Raw genomic sequence first — 16,441 nt, forward strand, 5'->3', positions numbered from 1 at the left:
GGCTCAGAGGATGGGGGTGGGGTGTAGGCGGCGGCTGTGGGGTGGGCGGTTACTACGGTGGCGACCCGGTCGACTACGGACTGGACCTGGGCTGGTGCGGCGCCCACGAACGCCTCCCGGTCCGCGACCAGCGCGTCGATCTCGGCGCGGCTCAGGCCGAGGCGCGGGTCAAGGGCGAGCCGGTCGAAGAGGTCGTTTTCCACGGCGCCCTTCTCCCGCATCGCCAGCGCCACCGCCACCGCGTGCTCCTTGATCGCCTCGTGGGCGGCTTCCCGGCCGACGCCCCGGCGTACGGCGGCGACCAGGATCTTCGTGGTCGCCAGGAACGGGAGGTAGCGGTCCAGCTCCCGGGCGATCACCGCGGGGTACGCGCCGAACTCGTCGAGCACGGTCAGGAACGTCTGGAAGAGTCCGTCGGTGGCGAAGAAGGCGTCCGGCAGGGCGACCCGGCGTACGACGGAGCAGGAGACGTCGCCCTCGTTCCACTGGTCGCCGGCCAGCTCACCGACCATAGACAGGTACCCCGGATGATCACAGCGAAGCCGTTGACGCGTTCGCTGGAGCGGGTGTTCATCTTGTGGGGCATGGCGGACGAGCCGACCTGGCCGGGCCGGAAGCCCTCGGTGACCAACTCCTGCCCGACCATCAGCCGGATGGTTGTGGCCAGCGAGGATGGGCCGGCGGCGAGCTGTGCCAGCGCGGCCACCACCGCGAAGTCGATGGAACGTGGGTAGACCTGCCCGACGCTGTCCAGCACCCGGGTGAAGCCCAGGTGCGCGGCCACCTGCTTCTCCAAGACAGCCAGCCGATCAGAAGAGTGGAGAAGCAGGTCCAGCTGGTCCGCCGCCGTACCGACCGGGCCCTTGATGCCGCGCAGCGGGTACCAGGCGATGAGGTCGTCGAGTCGCTCGTACGCGATGAGCAGCTCCTCGGCCGCCGACGCGAACCGCTTGCCGAGCGTGGTCGCCTGCGCCGCCACGTTGTGCGAGCGGCCGGTCATGACCAGGTCGGAGTGCTCCACAGCGAGCCGGGCGAGCCGGGCCAGGGCGGCCACGACGCGGTCCCGGACCAGCTCCAGGGACCGCCGGATCTGCAACTGCTCGACGTTCTCGGTCAGGTCGCGCGAGGTCATCCCCTTGTGGATGTGCTCGTGCCCGGCCAGCGCGCTGAACTCCTCGATGCGCGCCTTCACGTCGTGGCGGGTCACCCGCTCGCGGGCCGCGATCGACGCCAGGTCGACCTGGTCGAGCACCCGCTCGTACGCCTCGACGACGCCGTCCGGCACCTCGATGCCCAGGTCGCGCTGGGCCCGGAGCACGGCCACCCACAGGCGCCGCTCCAGCCGTACCTTTTCTTCCGGCGCCCAGAACGCGACGAGTTCGGGTGAGGCGTACCGGGCTGCGAGCACATTCGGAATCACGGGCAAATTGTCTCAGCGTTCCAAGATCGCGACGACACCCTGCCCCCGGCAGCGCAGATGGAGATCAGGCCACGCCCCGAGCCGCGCTGGGCGAGCAGCTTCGCCAGGGTCGCCACGATGCGCCCACCCGTCGCGGCGAACGGGTGCCCGGCGGCGAGCGACGAGCCGTTCACGTTGAGGCGGGAGCGGTCGATCGAGCCCAGCGGCGCGTCGAGGCCCAGCCTGGACTTGCAGAACTCGGGCGACTCCCACGCGGCGAGCGTGGCCAGCACCTGGGACGCGAACGCCTCGTGGATCTCGTAGAAGTCGAAGTCCTGCAGGGTCAGCCCGTTGCGGGCGAGCAGCCGGGGCACGGCGTACGCGGGTGCCATGAGCAGGCCCTCGCCGCCGTGCACGAAGTCGACCGCGGCGGTCTCGGCGTCGACGAACCGGGCGAGCACCGGCAGGTTGCGCGCGGCGGCCCACTCCTCGGATGCCAGCAGCACCACGGCGGCCCCGTCCGTGAGCGGGGAAGAATTGCCCGCCGTCATGGTGGGATCCGCAGATTTGTAGACGGTCTTCAGAGAGCCCAGCTTCGATAGCGACGTGTCGGGCCGCAGGTTCTGGTCCCGGGTCAGCCCGAGGTACGGCGTGAGCAGGTCGTCGAAGAAGCCCTGGTCGTACGCGGCCGCGAGCTTCTGGTGCGACTCCAAGGCGAGCTCGTCCTGGGCGGAACGGGAGATGCCCCAGTCCAGAGCCGTGATCGCCGCGTGGTCGCCCATCGACAGCCCGGTACGCGGCTCGGCGTTCCGCGGAATCTCCGGCCGGAACGGCTGCAGCGGCCGCAGCCGGGCGACCGCCCGCAGCCGCGCGCCCAGCGAGCGGGCCGAGTTGAGCTCCAGCAGGGCGCGGCGCATGTCCTCGTTGAGCTGCAGCGGCGCGTCGGAGGTGGTGTCGACCCCGCCCGCGATACCGGCCTCGATCTGGCCCAGTGCGATCTTGTTGGCGACCAGGATCGCCGCCTCCAGGCCGGTGCCGCACGCCTGCTGCACGTCGTACGCCGGGGTGTGCGGGTCGAGCCGCGAGCCGAGCACGACCTCGCGGGTCAGGTTGAAGTCGCGGGAGTGCTTCAGCACCGCCCCCGCGACCACCTCGCCGAGGCGCTCACCGGCCAGGCCGTACCGGGCGACCAGGCCGTCCAGCGCGGCGGTCAGCATGTCCTGGTTGGCCGCCGTGGCGTACCGGCTGTTCGACCGGGCGAACGGGATCCGGTTACCACCGATGATCGCGACACTCTGCACGACTTCCCCTCCCAGCGAAACCTACTCGTGAGTAGGATACGCCTATGAGCGATCGGTATGCGACCTTCGCCAATTCCGCCCCGGGCCGAGCCGTGGTCAAGCGCCTCGGTCTGCCCGCGCCGCCCCGGCTGCGCCGGTACAAGGCCGGCGAGAAGCTGGGTCCGGTGCTACTCGACGCCGCGCCGGGCGGTCGACTACGCGAGCCCGTCAGCGAAATTCTCAAGGGTGTCGAGGAGCAGGCCGAGAAGTACAGCGCCCTGATCTTCGACGCCACCGGCATCAGCGACTCCACCGGACTGCACACGCTCTACGACTTCTTCCACCCGCACGCGCGCTCGCTGCACGCCTCCGGCCGGGTGATCGTGCTCGGCACCCCGCCCGAGGCGTGCGAGACCCCACGCGAGGCCACCGCCCAACGCGCCATCGAGGGGCTGACCCGCAGCATCGGCAAGGAGTTCGGCCGCGGCACGACCGCGCAGCTCGTCTACGTCACCCCGGCGCCGAAAACGCCATCGAGTCGACCGTCCGCTTCCTGCTGTCCGGCAAGTCGGCGTACGTCTCCGGCCAGGTCATCCGCATCGGCCCGGCGGCCGCCGTCAACCCGCCGGCCGACTGGGACCGCCCGCTCGACGGCAAGGTCGCCCTGGTCACGGGCGCGGCGCGGGGGATCGGCGCGGCGATCGCGCGGGTCCTGGCCCGCGACGGCGCGCACGTCGTCGCGCTGGACGTGCCCGCCGCCGGCGACGCGCTCGCCGCTGTCGCCAATGACATCAGGGGTACGTCGTACCAGCTCGATTTGACCGCGGAGGGAGCACCTGACCGGCTCGCCGACCACATCGGCGGTCGGCACGGGCGCATCGACATCGTGGTGCACAACGCGGGCATTACGCGAGACAAGACGATCGGGCGGATGGACGCCGACCGGTGGGACTCCGTGCTCGACGTCAACCTCTCCAGCCAGGAGCGCATCAACGACGTACTCCTGGAGCGCAGCCTGATCCCGGACGGCGGGCGACTGATCGGCGTGGCCTCGATCGCCGGCATCGCCGGCAACCGCGGCCAGACCAACTACGCGACCAGCAAGGCCGGCGTGATCGGGCTGGTCCAGTCGATGGCGCCGGTGCTCGCCGAGCGCGGCATCACGATCAACGCGGTGGCGCCCGGGTTCATCGAGACCCGGATGACGGCGAAGCTCCCCGTGATGATCCGCGAGGCCGGCCGCCGGATGAACAGCATGTCCCAGGGCGGGCTGCCGGTGGACGTGGCGGAGACGATCGCGTGGTTCGCCTCGCCCGCGTCCGGCGGCATCACCGGCAACGTGGTACGAGTCTGCGGCCAAAGCCTCCTCGGCGCCTGAGTGCAAGGAAGGGCCCCTTGTTATGCAAAAAGCGATAACAAGGGGCCCTTCCTTGCACTCAGGCGGTGATTGTGCCGGCTAGGTGGGGTTTGCCGGAGCCGGCGTTGTGGAGGGCGAACGTCCACTGTGGCTGAGCGCTGAAGGCCACGGTGGACGGGAGCAGGATCGGCAGCTTGAACTCCACGTCCACGGCGTACGCCTCGGGCAGCCGGCCCTCCAGCGCGGCCAGGCAGCGGGCCTTGCTCCACATGCCGTGCGCGATGGGCCGGGGAAACCCGAAGAGGCGGGCGCCGAGGCGAGAGGTGTGGATCGGGTTGTGGTCGCCGGAGACGCGCGCGTAATCCGTACCCGCGCGGGGTTGGACTCGCCAGCGAGCCGACGGCGCCGGCGGCTCCGGGCGGTCGCCGCCGCGCGCGGACCCGCCCTTACGCTCCTTGCGCAGGTACGTCGAGACGCCCCGCCACACCTCTTCGCCGCCCGCCGAGGCGGTGGCGACGACGTCGAACTGCCGCCCGCGCTCGTGCTCGCGCAGGTCGACGGCCCGGACCGACAGGTCGAGCGTCTCCCCGGCGTCGATCGGGCGGCGCTGCTCGATGCGGTTGGCCACGTGCACGACGCCGACGACGGGGAACGGGAAGTTCGCGGCGGACATCAGCTTCGTCGCCAGCGGAAAGGCGAGGATGTGCGGGTACGTCGGCGGCAGCGCGTCGGTGAGCCGGAAGCCGCACACCCGGTTGTAGCCGGCGAGCCGGCCCCGGTCGACGGCGACGCCGCGCCGCTCCAGCTCGGTGTCGGGCAGGTGGTCGGGCCGGGAGAAGACCGGCACCAGGCCGATCGCGGCCTTGAGGTAGGGCGCCATCATCACTCCTATTCGCCCGATGGGTGCCAGACGTCGCCGCGCAGCAGTTGGGCGGCGCCGAGCCAGGCCACATTCATCATCCGGGTCGCGGTCTTGTCGGGGTCGGCTTCCGGGTGATCCGCCAGCCAGTCGGCGAGCGACTCGGAGGCGCCGACCAGCGCGTACGCCATGACCTCCAGGTCGGTGTCGCGGATCTCTCGGCCCTCGGCGGCGAGCGCCTGCGCGAGCATCACGCCGACCACCCTGACCATGCGCTCGCGCATCTCGGCGAGGTTGTCGGCGAACGGCTGCTGGGCGCGCGCCTGCCGGTAGAGCACCCCCCAGCCGTCCCGGTGCGCGCCGACGAACCGGAAGAAGGCCCGCAGCCCGCTCCACAGCTGCCCGTCCGGCGTCAGGTCGGGCGCGACGGCCTCGGCGATCGCCTCCATCAGCCGGGTGCCCTCGCGGTGCAGGCAGGCGACGAAGAGCTCCTCTTTGGTGCCGAGGTAGGCGTACACCATGGGTTTGGAGATGCCGGCGTCGTCGGCGATCTCGTCCATGCTCGCGGCGTGGAAGCCGCGCCGGGAGAAGACCCGGACGGCGGCGTCCAACATTTGCTGCTCACGAACCGCCCGTGGCAGTCGTTTGAAGGTCGGGGGGCGGAATAGCCTGTCACCCTTGTCAGCATACCTACTCGTGCGTAAGGTTACGCACGAGTAAGTTCTCTACTCACGGAGGCTCAACCCATGACCGACTTCGATTTGTCCGACTTTGCCAGTGTGGACCCGAAGCAGTTCGCGAAGATCGTCAAGACCGCACCGGACTCACAGATCAAGGAGGTCATGCAGAGCGACATGCGTGGCAAGGTCCTTGACGAGGTGTTCGGCCGGATGCCGTCGCTCTTCCGGGCGGACCGGGCCGGCGGGACCAACGCGGTCATCCACTGGACTGTCACCGGCCGCCCGGACGGCGGCGCCGACACGTACGAGGTCGTGATCGAGAACGGCACCTGCACGCTCTCGCCCACGCCCGAGCGCGACCCCAAGCTGGCGCTGACGATGGGGCCCGTCGAGTTCCTCAAGGTGGTCTCCGGCGCCGGCAACCCGGTGATGATGTTCATGACCGGCAAGCTGAAGGCAAAGGGCGACCTGGGCCTGGCCGCGAACATCGCCAACCTGTTCGACATCCCGAAGGCTTGATATGCCGGAGTTCTCGCTCGACCTGAACGAGGAGCAGCGGGACCTCCGGGACTGGGTGCACGGCTTCGCCAAAGACGTCGTGCGCCCAGCCGCCGGGGAGTGGGACGCCCGCGAAGAGACGCCCTGGCCGCTGATCCAAGAGGCGGCAAAGATCGGGCTCTACGGCTTCGAGTTCCTCGCCAACTGCTGGGCGGACCCGACCGGGATCTCGCTGCCGATCGCCAGCGAGGAGCTTTTCTGGGGTGACGCGGGCATCGGCCTGGCCCTCTTCGGCACCTCCCTGGCGGTCGCCTCGATCTACGGCTCGGGTACGCCGGAGCAGATGGTCGAGTGGGTGCCGCGGTGCTTCGGCACGGTGGACGAGCCGGCGGTGGCGGCGTTCTGCAGCACCGAGCCGGAGGCCGGGTCCGACGTCGGTTCGATGCGCACCCGCGCGGCCTATGACGAGGCCACCGGCGAGTGGGTGCTGAGCGGCCAGAAGGCGTTCGCCACGAACGGCGGGATCGCCGCGGTGCACGTGGTGACCGCCACGGTCGACCCGGACCTGGGCTCGCGCGGGCAGGCGGCGTTCGTCGTACCGCCCGGGACGAAGGGGCTCTCCTCGCCGGGCAAGCTGAAGAAGCTGGGCCTGCGCGCCTCGCACACGGCCGACGTGTTCCTGGATGACGTACGGGTGCCGGGCCGGTGCCTGCTCGGCGGCCGGGATGCCCTGCTCGAACGGCTCGACCGGGCCCGCTCCGGACAGCGAGCCGCCGGGCAGGCCGCGATGCGCACCTTCGAGCTGTCCCGCCCGACCGTGGGCGCGCAGGCGATCGGCGTCGCCCGAGCCGCGTACGAGTACGCCCTGGAGTACGCCCGCGGGCGCGTCCAGTTCGGCCGCCCGATCATCGAGAACCAGGCCGTCGCGTTCGCGCTCGCCGACATGAAGACGGAGATCGACGCCGCGCGCCTGCTGGTGTGGCGGGCCGCGTGGATGGGCCGCAACAACCGCGCCTTCGAGGCCGGCGAGGGCTCGATGTCAAAGCTGAAGGCCGGCGAGGTGGCCGTGGCCGTCACCGAGAAGGCCGTGCAGATCCTCGGCGGGGCGGGCTTCCTGCGCGAGCACCCGGTCGAGCGCTGGTACCGCGACGCGAAGATCTACACGATCTTCGAGGGCACGTCGGAGATCCAGCGTCTGGTGATCTCCCGGGCCATCTCCGGGATGCAGATCAGGTGATCACACCGTTCGTCGTGGCGACGTTGACCCGGCGTGGGCTACTCACGCCCGGGTCACCGGTCCGGGTGGCTGCCCAGCTCAACGCGCTGCGCCGGTGGGGCTTCAGCCTCTCCGGCGAGCTGCGCCAGGCGGCCGCCCGCGACCCGGACCGGATCGCCGTCATCGACGAACAGCGCGGCGCGCTGACCTTCCGCACCCTGTTGGGCAACGCCGAACGCCTGGCCCGCGCGCTGCGCGGCACGGCCGGGGTCGGCGCGGGCGACCGGATCGGCCTGCTCTGCCGCAACCACGCCGGCATGGTCGAGGCGATGATCGCCGGCAACCTGCTCGGCACCGACACCGTGCTGGTCAACACCGGGCTGTCGCCGGCCCAGCTCGAAGCGGTCGCCGAAGAGCAGCAGCTGCGGGTGCTGATCCACGACACCGAGTTCGCCGAGAAGGTGGTGGCCGTACCGGCCACTGTGGAGCGCATCGACGAGACGCGCCTGCTCGCCTTGGCCGCCGGCGCGCCGCCCGGCCACCTGCGGCCGCCGGAGCGCGACGGCCGGACGATCGTGCTCACCTCCGGCACCACCGGCACGCCCAAGGGCGCGCGCCGCCGTACGCCCAGCGGCTTCGGGCCGCTCGTCTCGATCATCCACCGCATCCCGCTGCACGCCCGCGACCGCATCATGATCGCCGCGCCGCTCTTCCACACCTGGGGGTACGCCGCGCTTCAGGTCGCGTTCGCCCTGCGGGCCACCGTCGTGCTGCAGCGCCGCTTCGAGCCCGCCGGCTGCGCCGACCTGGTGGCCCAGCATCGGGTACGCGCGCTCTTCGCCGTACCGGTGATGCTGCAGCGGCTGCTGGAGGCGCCGCCGCCCGACCCGAACCCGCTGCGCATCGTCGCGGTCAGCGGTTCCGCCCTCCCCGGCGGCCTGGCCACGAAGTTCATGGACGCGTACGGCGAGGTGCTCTACAACCTCTACGGCTCCACCGAGGTCTCCTGGGCGTCCATCGCCACCCCCGCCAACCTGCGCAAGGCACCGCAGACCGCCGGCCACCCGCCGCACGGCACCCACCTGGCGATCCTCGACCCGGACGGCCAGCCGGTCCCCCGCGGCCAGGTCGGGCGGATCTTCGTGGGCAACGAGATGCTCTTCGAGGGGTACACGTCCGGCGCGACCAAGGAGTCGCACGACGGCCTGATCGCCACCGGCGACCTCGGCCACGTCAACGCCGACGCCCTGCTCTTCGTCGTGGGCCGCGAAGACGACATGATCATCTCGGGCGGCGAAAACGTCTTCCCCTCCGAGGTGGAAAACCTGCTCGCCGAGCTTCCGCAGGTGCGCGAGGTCGCGGTGATCGGCGTCCCGGATCCCGAGTACGGCCAGCGCCTGGCCGCCTACCTCGCCCTGCACCCAGGCGAGACGCTCGACGCCGACGCGGTACGCGAGTACGTCCGCCGCTACCGCGCCCGCTACTCCGTACCGCGCGACGTGGTCTTCCTCCCGTACCTCCCGCGCAACGCCACCGGCAAGATCGTCACCCGCAACCTCCCCCGCTGAGCGCCGTACCTGCGCGCCGCGTCGCACAGGAGCCGCACAGGAACGCCACAAGGACTCTCCAGTCCGCCCCGCCAACCTGATGGACATGGCTTACGTGTCAGCAGTGCGGGAGAGCGGACAGCGGCGGACGATGGCTGTCACGGGCGGGCTTGTGGCGGCGAGCCTGGTCGGCTCCCTGGTGGTCGCAGCGGTTGTGGCGTCCCCTACCACGGAGTCGACCTCGACGTCCTCATCGGACAGCAGCTCCTCGTCCTCCTCATCCGGGAGCAGCTCATCCTCTTCTGGGAGTAGCAGCAGCGGGGTCACCAGCAGCAGCGACGGCGGGGCGCAGGCCACGTCGGGCGGGTCCTGACGGTCATGCCGCTGCTGGAGAACCTGCCGGTCGGGGTCGACACCGCCCAGTGGCCGGTCTGGAGCACGACCGCACGGCTGGTCGTGACCGACCCGGCCGTCCTGCCCACCGCGCGCCGCCTGGTCGAGGCCGAGTTGCTCGCCGTCGAGCTGGCGTGCAGCCGGTTTCGGGAGGACTCGGAGCTGCGCCGGCTGCGCCCCGCCGCCGGCCGGCCGGTACGCGTCAGCCTCCTGCTCGCGGAGCTGATCGAGGCCGCCCTGTGGGCGGCCGAGCACAGCGACGGCGACGTCGACCCGACCGTGGGGGCGGCACTGTACCGGCTGGGCTACGACCGTGACTTCGCCGACCTGCCGGCCTACCGCGCGGAGCTGCCGATCGTCGTCGTCCCCGCCCCCGGCTGGCATCAGGTCAAGCTGGAGGGCCAGGAGCTGACCATCCCGCCGGCAATCAAGCTCGACCTGGGGGCAACCGCCAAGGCGTTCACCGCCGACCGTTGCGCCCGGCTGGTCGCCGAGCGTTGCGGTGTCGGCGTACTGGTCAGCCTCGGCGGCGACATCGCCACGGCGGGTCCGGAGCCCGACGGCGGCTGGCGGGTGCTGGTGCAGGACGGGCCGGACCAGCCGCACTGCACGATCGCGCTGGCGGCCGGCATGGCGCTGGCCACGTCCAGCACGATCAGCCGGCGCTGGCTCGCGGACGGCCGGACCCTGCACCACATCCTCGACCCGCGCACCTGCCAACCGGCCGACCCGGTCTGGCGCACCGTGACGGTGGCGGCGGAACACTGCCTGGAGGCGAACATGTTGAGCACCGCCGCGCTCGTCCGCGGCCACCACGCCCCGACCTCGCTGCACAAGCCGGCGCGACTGGTGACGGCCAGCGGCGAGGTTCTCACGCTGAACGGCTGGCCGGCATGAGCACGGACGCCCTCTGGTACCTGGCTCGCGGCACCGGCGTGGTTTCGCTGGTCCTGCTCACGGTCGTGGTCGTCCTCGGCGTCGGCAGCCGCTCCGGTCGCCCGGTGTTCGGGTTGCCCCGGTTCGCCGTGGCGACGGTGCACCGCAACGCCTCGCTGCTCGCGGTGAGCCTGCTCGCGGCGCACGTGCTCACCCTCTTCTTCGACCCGTACGCCCAGCTGAAGCTCGTCGACCTCGTGGTGCCGTTCCTCGGCGCGTACCGGCCGATGTGGCTGGGCCTCGGCACGCTGGCGCTCGACCTGATCATCGCGTTGGTCGTGACCAGCCTGCTGCGGCACCGGCTCGGCCTGACCGCCTGGCGGGCCATGCACTGGCTCGCATACCTCACCTGGCCCATCGCCGTCCTCCACGGCCTGGGCACCGGAACTGACCGCAGCGAGGCGTGGCTGTGGGTGATCACGGTCGCCTGCGTGGCGGCGGTGGTCTCCGCGCTCGGCTGGCGGCTGTCCGACCGCTTCGCACCCGTAGGGAGCCTTCGATGACCGTCACCACCGTCGACGCGGCCGGCCTGCTCGCCGGGCACGACCACGGCCCGGCGCCGATCCTGGGCCGCGACCTGATCGCGCTGGCCCAGGAGGCCGGGCTCACCGGCCGGGGCGGGGGAGGCTTTCCCACCTGGCGCAAGCTCGCCGCCGTGGCGACCGCCGCCGGCCGGCCCATCGTGATCGGGAACGGCGCCGAGGGCGAGCCGGGCAGCGACAAGGACCGGACCCTGCTCACCCGGTCACCGCACCTGGTGCTCGACGGCCTGCGCCTGGTGGCGGCGGCGGTCGGCGCCTCGCAGCTGTACCTTTACGTCCCCGCGGACCTGGCCGGTCGGTTGCGGCCGCTGGCCCCGGACGTCACCGTCGTCGACGCGCCGGACGCGTTCATCGCGGGCGAGGAGTCGGCCGTGGTGTCCCGTGTGGAGGGTGGCGCAGCGCTGCCCCGCGACAAGCGCAAGCGCGTTGTGGAGCACGGCGTGAAGGGCGCACCGACGCTCGTCCAGAACGTGGAGACCCTGGCCCACCTGGCACTACTCGCCCGGTACGGCCCGCGGTGGTTCCGCCGCCGTGGCACGCCGGAGGAGCCCGGCACGTTCCTGGCCACGCTCAGCGGCGCGGTGCGGCAACCCGGCGTCTACGAGGCCCCGTACGGCATCCCGCTCGCCGAGCTGGTCGCCATGGCGGGTGGCCCGTCGCAGTCGCTGCAAGCGGTGCTCATCGGCGGCTATCACGGCGCGTGGCTTCCGGCCCGTCCCGAGGTGCCGGTGTCTCGGGCGGGGCTGCGGCCGTACGGGGCCTCGCCCGGGGCCGGCGTCGTGATCGCGTTGCCCACCGATGCCTGCGGGCTCGTGGAGAGCGGCCGCATCGCGAGCTACCTGGCCCGCCAGACCGCCGGGCAGTGCGGCCCGTGCGTGAACGGGCTGCCCCGGCTCGCCGACACGCTCACCCGGTTGGCCCGCCGCGAGCGCCACGCCGGCCTGCCCGCCGAGGTGGAACGCCTCATCGGCCTGGTCACCGGTCGCGGCGCCTGCCACCACCCGGATGGCACCGCGCGCTTCGTACGCAGCGCGCTCCAGACGTTCGCACCGGAGGTGCGCGCGCACCTCGCCGGCACCTGCGTCACCGAGGGAGGACACCGTGGCTGATCAGCTGCACATTGACTGGACCGCCTGCCGGGGCCGCGGGGTGTGCTCCGAACTGATCCCGGAGCTGCTCGACCTGGACGAATGGGGCTATCCGCTGCCCCGCGCCGGCCTCGACGTACCCCGGGAATTGGCACCGCACGCCCGCCGCGCGGTCGCGCAGTGCCCCCGGCTCGCGCTGAGCCTTCAGACCGTGGCCACCTCGTAGACCTCGGCCGACGCGCTGAGCGTCTTGGACTTCACGTCTCCGCCGCCAACGGTCTTCAGCTTGTACGTGTGCGTGACCTCCTCGCCCGGCTGACCGTCACCGCACGGGAAGTAGATCTCGTCCCAGCCCTCGGTCTCGTACGTCTTGTAGACGCCGTCACCGTCCACCGAGATGGTCACCTCGTGCGCGCCGGTGACCTTCCACTCCAGCTTCACCGGCACGCCCTCGACCGGGTACTCGGAGGTCCCCTGCGGGCACTTGGGCCACTGCGTGATCTTGAAGTACTCGATCTTCGGACCGGTCTCCGGCGCCCTGGTGGTCCGGCGCGGCGCCGGCTTGGTGGTCCGCGGCGTCTCGGGCTCGGCCGCGGTCGCCTCGGCCGACGGGCTGGCGCTCGCGGTGACCGTAGGCGTGCCGAAGGTCTCCGTAGCCCCGGCACCTAGATTGGCGCCGCTGCCGCCGCGCTCCAGCGACAGGCAGCCGGCCACCGCCCCGATGGAGCTGGCAAACACCACAGCTCCGGCGAGAACAAGCATTGCCGTCCGGTTCCTCATGTCCACACGGTAGGAGCTTGGAACACGGACGGTAATCCCGAGATCGTGCCGTCGTCACTCTGGCAGGACGACTCGCCGCTGCACCGCCGCCAGCGCGATGTCCGACCGTCGGTGCGCGCCGTCCAGGGTCACCCCATCCAGCAAGGTGTACGCGGCTGCGCGTGCGCCCGCCAGGTCGGGGCCTGTCGCCGTACCACAGAGAACCCTGCCGCCCGCGGAGACGAGGGCACCGTCGGCGGCCCGGCGCGCGGTGCCGGCGTGGATGATGCCGGCGCGCTCCGCGCCGGTGATGACATCCCCGGTACGCGGTGCCGCGGGGTAACCGTGCGCGGCGAGCACCACGGTGACCGCCGCGCCGGGACGCCACCGCAGCGGCGGGTGCTCCGCGAGGGTGCCGGTCGCGGCCGCGTGCAGCAGCCCGGCGAGCGGCGTCTCCAGCAGCGCGAGCACGACCTGGGTCTCCGGGTCGCCGAACCGCGCGTTGAACTCGATCACCCGCGGGCCGGCCGCGGTCAGCGCCAGCCCGACATAGAGCAGCCCGGCGAACGGGGTGCCCCGGCCACGCATCTGCGCCAGCGTGGGGCGCACGACGCTGCTCATCACCTCGTCGACCAGGTTGGGTGGCGCCCACGGCAGCGGGGCGTACGCGCCCATGCCGCCCGTGTTGGGCCCGGTGTCGCCGTCGCCCACCCGCTTGAAGTCCTGCGCCGGCAGCAGCGGCACGGCCGCCTCTCCATCGGTGACCACGAAGAGTGACACCTCGGGCCCGGCCAGGTACTCCTCGATGACAACCCGGCCACACGCCTCGGCGTGCGCCAGCGCGGCGGCCCGGTCGTCGGTCACCACCACGCCCTTGCCGGCGGCGAGCCCGTCGTTCTTGACCACGTACGGCGCACCGAACTCGTCGAGCGCCTTCGCCGCCTCGTCCACCGTGCGGCACGCGTACGCCCGAGCCGTCGGCACGTTGCCGGCCGCCATGATCTCCTTGGCGAACGCCTTCGAGCCCTCCAACCGGGCGGCGGCGGCCGACGGCCCGAAGCACGGAATCCCCTTGGCCCGCACCGCGTCCGCTACCCCGGCGACAAGCGGCGCCTCCGGCCCCACGACCACGAGATCAGCCGCCGCCTCGACCGCCAACGCGGCGACCGCGTCCGGACTATTCCCATCAACCTCAAGGACGGACGCGACCGCCGAAATCCCAGGATTCCCCGGCGCCACAATAACCCGCTCAACGGAGGGATCCGCGGAAATCCCCAGGGCAAGCGCATGCTCCCGCCCCCACCCCCAACAACTACAACTCGCACGCCGCCCACCCTAGCTTTCCCCGTTGATCATGAAGTTATCCGCACTTTGGGGCCCACTTCCGGGTGACAGGTTCATGATCACCGGATGCGGGACAGGAGCGCGGCGCGCACGACGTAGGGGATGTAGCCGGGGTCCAGGGTGTCTTGCCAGGTGAATCGCAGGATCAGCCAGCCGGCGTTCGCCAGGCGGTTTTGCCGACGCCGGTCCTGGAAGACAGCGTCCGGCAGGCTGTGCGGGGCCTTGCCATCGGCCTCGCCGATGATCCGAGCACGCAACCAGGCCAGGTCGCCAACGCCGAGGATGTAGCCGTCCTCGTCGCAGACCGCGTGTTGCAGGGCATCGGGGCGGACCCGCCCGTCAACGCAGCGCAGCCGCACCCGAGTCTCCAAAGGGGACTGTGCGCGGCCATCGGCCTCGGTGAGGTGCACGCGAGCAGCGACCGCGCCACGCCGTCCCCGGATCAACGCCGGGATTGCCGCCAACTCCTCGGGCTGGATCAGCTCTCGGTTCAGCGCCGAGTCAAGCACCGATACGGCCACATACCGGTCCACCCGGAGGATGAGATCAGCCGCGGTACGCACCGGCGTCGTCGTCGGGATGCCACCGACCGCACAAACCTCCTCCGGTAACACCGCCAGTTGATGGATCACGAGCGCGGGATCGGTGCGGCGATGCGGTTTGGCCGCCGAGCCGGCCACCGTCACGTGTATGGCCTGCGACTGCCTGAGGCCGGCGATCCCGTGCAGCTCCGCCGCGGTGCCCAGCGCCGCCACCGCCCCGGCGCCGGCCGACGCCACAGCCGCGCGGATCCGGGCCCGGCGCGGCGCGACGGCCTGCGGGTCCACTAGGTACGCGCCGCGCGCCAGCCGCTGCCACCGACCTGCACGGCACAACCGATCGACGTCGTGCGCTGTCAACCCCGCCTCGCGCGCCTGCGCCAACGTAACTACGCCGTCCTGCCCTTGCGCGACCAGCCGAACAACCTCGACCCCATCCACGCCCCCACGGTGGCCCCACAAGGAGATCGACAAAACCCCCTGTGGATAACTACCCCCACCTCCCCGTTGATCATGAACTTGTCCGCCGCGAGAGCGCGTTCTCCTGGGGACAAGTTCATGATCAACGGGGAGGTGGGGGACCGGACTAGAGGCAATGCCGCTCAGTTAAGGCGTGGTGTGGCGTCGTCAAGGGCTCTGGGGCACGAGGATGTCGATGCTGATCGTGGCCTGGTAGGTCTTCCGGTCGATGTTGGGGCCTTTGGCGTTGTACTTGGAGATCGCTCGTTTGACGATCCGCGGGGCGCGCCTGGTCCGACGCTCGGGCATGAGGTTGGCTAGGACTCGCCGGCCGATCGCGCCGACCAGGTCGATCACCGCGCCGGTGATGGCGTTCGCCGCCTGCACGACCAGGTCACGCGCCGCGCTCAAGGCGGTAGTGAAGCAGGCCCGGTCGGGGTCAAGGTCGGGCTGGGTGTCGGTGGCGTCGGCCATGGCCAGGCGGATGGCCTGGTAGGTCACCAGCAGGGCGTAGACCTCCTGGCGGACCCCGGCCGGGGTCCTGGCTCGTAGTACCCGCCCGCCCAGGATCGTCGATTTCAGTTCCAGGAACGCTGTTTCGACCTCCCACCGTTCGTGGTAGAGCCGGACCAGGTCGAACGCCGGATAGTGGTGGTGCTCAATCAGCGTGGTGACGAGGCGGTACATGGTCGTGGCACGCCCGGCCGTGGTCTGCACGTGGATTTGACACTCCACCACGCGGACCCGCAGTTGGCCGATCACCGATAGGTATGAGCCGTCCGGCAGCCGCTGTATCACCGGCAGTTTCCGGTTGTCCTTGACCCGCACCACCAGGTATGCCCTGGCCTGCGCGATCGCCTCGATCAGGTCCGCCGCCCCAAAGGCCCGGTCCAACAGCACGACCATCGACGGACGCAGGCTGGCCACCAACCGTTTGGCGTAGGGCATCTCCCCCACCCCGGTGGGCCCGAAGATCGCGTCGATGACGGTCCGGGTTCCGCAGCACACCAACACCAGCAGCCGCAGCTTCGGATAGCCCGACCCGCCATGGTTGCAGCGATGCGGGGTGTACTCGGCCAGATTCGCCGCGCTGGCCGGGACAGCCGCGCTGGTCCCGTCTATAGCGCAGACCAGCAGCCCTCGCCACCACCGCCCACGGGTACGCGGCGCCGGACCCGGTCCCCGCACCAGGTCGAACAAGGCCCGCAAAGGAGCCGGTCCCATGCGTTGGCGGGCCTGGGCCAGCACACCCGAGGTCGGGTTCGCCACCGGCACACCGTCCAGGGCCGCTACCAGCTTGTCCCAGACCTGCCGGTAGCCCACCTCGGCGAACAACGCGCCGGCTAACAGCAGGTAGACCACAACCCGGGCTGGTACCTCACGCACACGGGACTTACCCAGACCGGCCTCCGCCAACGCGGCATCGACCATCTCGAACGGCACATGCTGCGTCAACTCCCCAACGTGCCCTGGGGCGAACACACCCGCAGCGACCTTGATCATCCGGCGGGTGACAAAATACGTGGACAGCGAGGCTCCCTACAG

The 16,441-nt window shown here is 71.2% G+C and carries 13 protein-coding genes and 4 pseudogenes; 8 read left to right on the forward strand and 9 right to left on the reverse strand.

Going from position 1 to position 16,441, the window contains the following annotated elements:
* Positions 1 to 11: 11 nt before the first annotated feature.
* Positions 12 to 1,426, reverse strand: a pseudogene (gene purB, locus Prum_RS19025) (adenylosuccinate lyase); the annotation flags it as partial.
* Between the two features lie 6 nt (positions 1,427 to 1,432).
* A pseudogene (locus Prum_RS19030) lies at positions 1,433 to 2,700 on the reverse strand (acetyl-CoA C-acetyltransferase).
* A 44-nt stretch (positions 2,701 to 2,744) separates the two neighbouring features.
* Here Prum_RS19030 and Prum_RS19035 point away from each other — a divergent pair.
* A pseudogene (locus Prum_RS19035) lies at positions 2,745 to 4,057 on the forward strand (3-oxoacyl-ACP reductase).
* Between the two features lie 58 nt (positions 4,058 to 4,115).
* Here Prum_RS19035 and Prum_RS19040 read toward each other — a convergent pair.
* Entirely contained in the window at positions 4,116 to 4,916 is an 801-nt protein-coding gene (locus Prum_RS19040; RefSeq protein ID WP_371871243.1) for a MaoC/PaaZ C-terminal domain-containing protein, read from the reverse strand.
* Positions 4,917 to 4,924: 8 nt separating this feature from the next.
* On the reverse strand, positions 4,925 to 5,509 hold the full coding sequence (locus Prum_RS19045; protein WP_173077763.1) for a TetR/AcrR family transcriptional regulator: 585 nt from the start codon (positions 5,507 to 5,509) through the stop codon (positions 4,925 to 4,927).
* Positions 5,510 to 5,641: 132 nt separating this feature from the next.
* Here Prum_RS19045 and Prum_RS19050 point away from each other — a divergent pair, with 132 nt between their 5' ends.
* Genes Prum_RS19050 through Prum_RS19060 form a run of 3 tightly spaced genes read left to right on the forward strand, consistent with a single transcriptional unit; the run spans position 5,642 to position 8,857 of the window.
* Positions 5,642 to 6,094 carry an SCP2 sterol-binding domain-containing protein gene (locus Prum_RS19050; RefSeq protein ID WP_173077764.1) on the forward strand — a complete coding sequence of 151 codons (453 nt, stop codon included), beginning with the start codon at positions 5,642 to 5,644 and terminating at the stop codon, positions 6,092 to 6,094.
* 1 nt (position 6,095) lies between these two features.
* Positions 6,096 to 7,310 (forward strand): acyl-CoA dehydrogenase family protein, encoded by a 1,215-nt coding sequence (locus Prum_RS19055; RefSeq protein WP_173077765.1) that lies wholly within the window; start codon positions 6,096 to 6,098, stop codon positions 7,308 to 7,310.
* Positions 7,307 to 8,857 carry an AMP-binding protein gene (locus tag Prum_RS19060; protein WP_173077766.1) on the forward strand — a complete coding sequence of 517 codons (1,551 nt, stop codon included), beginning with the start codon at positions 7,307 to 7,309 and terminating at the stop codon, positions 8,855 to 8,857. The genes Prum_RS19055 and Prum_RS19060 overlap by 4 nt, the downstream gene beginning before the upstream one ends.
* A gap of 90 nt (positions 8,858 to 8,947) precedes the next feature.
* Here Prum_RS19060 and Prum_RS19065 read toward each other — a convergent pair whose 3' ends face one another.
* Positions 8,948 to 9,163, reverse strand: coding sequence for a hypothetical protein (locus Prum_RS19065; protein WP_173077767.1), 216 nt, complete (start codon positions 9,161 to 9,163; stop codon positions 8,948 to 8,950).
* 51 nt (positions 9,164 to 9,214) lie between these two features.
* Here Prum_RS19065 and Prum_RS19070 point away from each other — a divergent pair, with 51 nt between their 5' ends.
* Genes Prum_RS19070 through Prum_RS19085 form a run of 4 tightly spaced genes read left to right on the forward strand, consistent with a single transcriptional unit; the run spans position 9,215 to position 12,021 of the window.
* Positions 9,215 to 10,126 (forward strand): FAD:protein FMN transferase, encoded by a 912-nt coding sequence (locus tag Prum_RS19070; RefSeq protein WP_173077768.1) that lies wholly within the window; start codon positions 9,215 to 9,217, stop codon positions 10,124 to 10,126.
* Positions 10,123 to 10,668, forward strand: a complete 546-nt coding sequence (locus Prum_RS19075) for a ferric reductase-like transmembrane domain-containing protein (protein ID WP_173077769.1) — start codon at positions 10,123 to 10,125, stop codon at positions 10,666 to 10,668. Before Prum_RS19070 ends, Prum_RS19075 begins: the two co-directional genes overlap by 4 nt.
* Entirely contained in the window at positions 10,665 to 11,816 is a 1,152-nt protein-coding gene (locus tag Prum_RS19080) for an NADH-ubiquinone oxidoreductase-F iron-sulfur binding region domain-containing protein (protein ID WP_173077770.1), read from the forward strand. The genes Prum_RS19075 and Prum_RS19080 overlap by 4 nt, the downstream gene beginning before the upstream one ends.
* Entirely contained in the window at positions 11,809 to 12,021 is a 213-nt protein-coding gene (locus Prum_RS19085) for a ferredoxin (RefSeq protein WP_246277977.1), read from the forward strand. The genes Prum_RS19080 and Prum_RS19085 overlap by 8 nt, the downstream gene beginning before the upstream one ends.
* Here Prum_RS19085 and Prum_RS19090 read toward each other — a convergent pair.
* The 4 genes and pseudogenes from Prum_RS19090 to Prum_RS19105 all read right to left on the reverse strand — a co-directional run bounded on the left by Prum_RS19090 (position 12,000) and on the right by Prum_RS19105 (position 16,399).
* A complete protein-coding gene (locus Prum_RS19090; protein WP_173077772.1) occupies positions 12,000 to 12,575 on the reverse strand; it encodes a hypothetical protein in 576 nt (191 codons plus the stop codon). The genes Prum_RS19085 and Prum_RS19090 overlap by 22 nt on opposite strands.
* Positions 12,576 to 12,629: 54 nt before the next feature.
* Positions 12,630 to 13,879: pseudogene (gene purD / locus Prum_RS19095) on the reverse strand (phosphoribosylamine--glycine ligase).
* A gap of 78 nt (positions 13,880 to 13,957) precedes the next feature.
* Entirely contained in the window at positions 13,958 to 14,878 is a 921-nt protein-coding gene (locus Prum_RS19100) for a type IV toxin-antitoxin system AbiEi family antitoxin domain-containing protein (protein ID WP_173077773.1), read from the reverse strand.
* Between the two features lie 186 nt (positions 14,879 to 15,064).
* Positions 15,065 to 16,399, reverse strand: coding sequence for an IS4 family transposase (locus Prum_RS19105; RefSeq protein ID WP_173073357.1), 1,335 nt, complete (start codon positions 16,397 to 16,399; stop codon positions 15,065 to 15,067).
* Positions 16,400 to 16,441 lie beyond the last annotated feature (42 nt).

The sequence above is a fragment of the Phytohabitans rumicis genome (assembly GCF_011764445.1).
GTDB lineage: Bacteria > Actinomycetota > Actinomycetes > Mycobacteriales > Micromonosporaceae > Phytohabitans > Phytohabitans rumicis.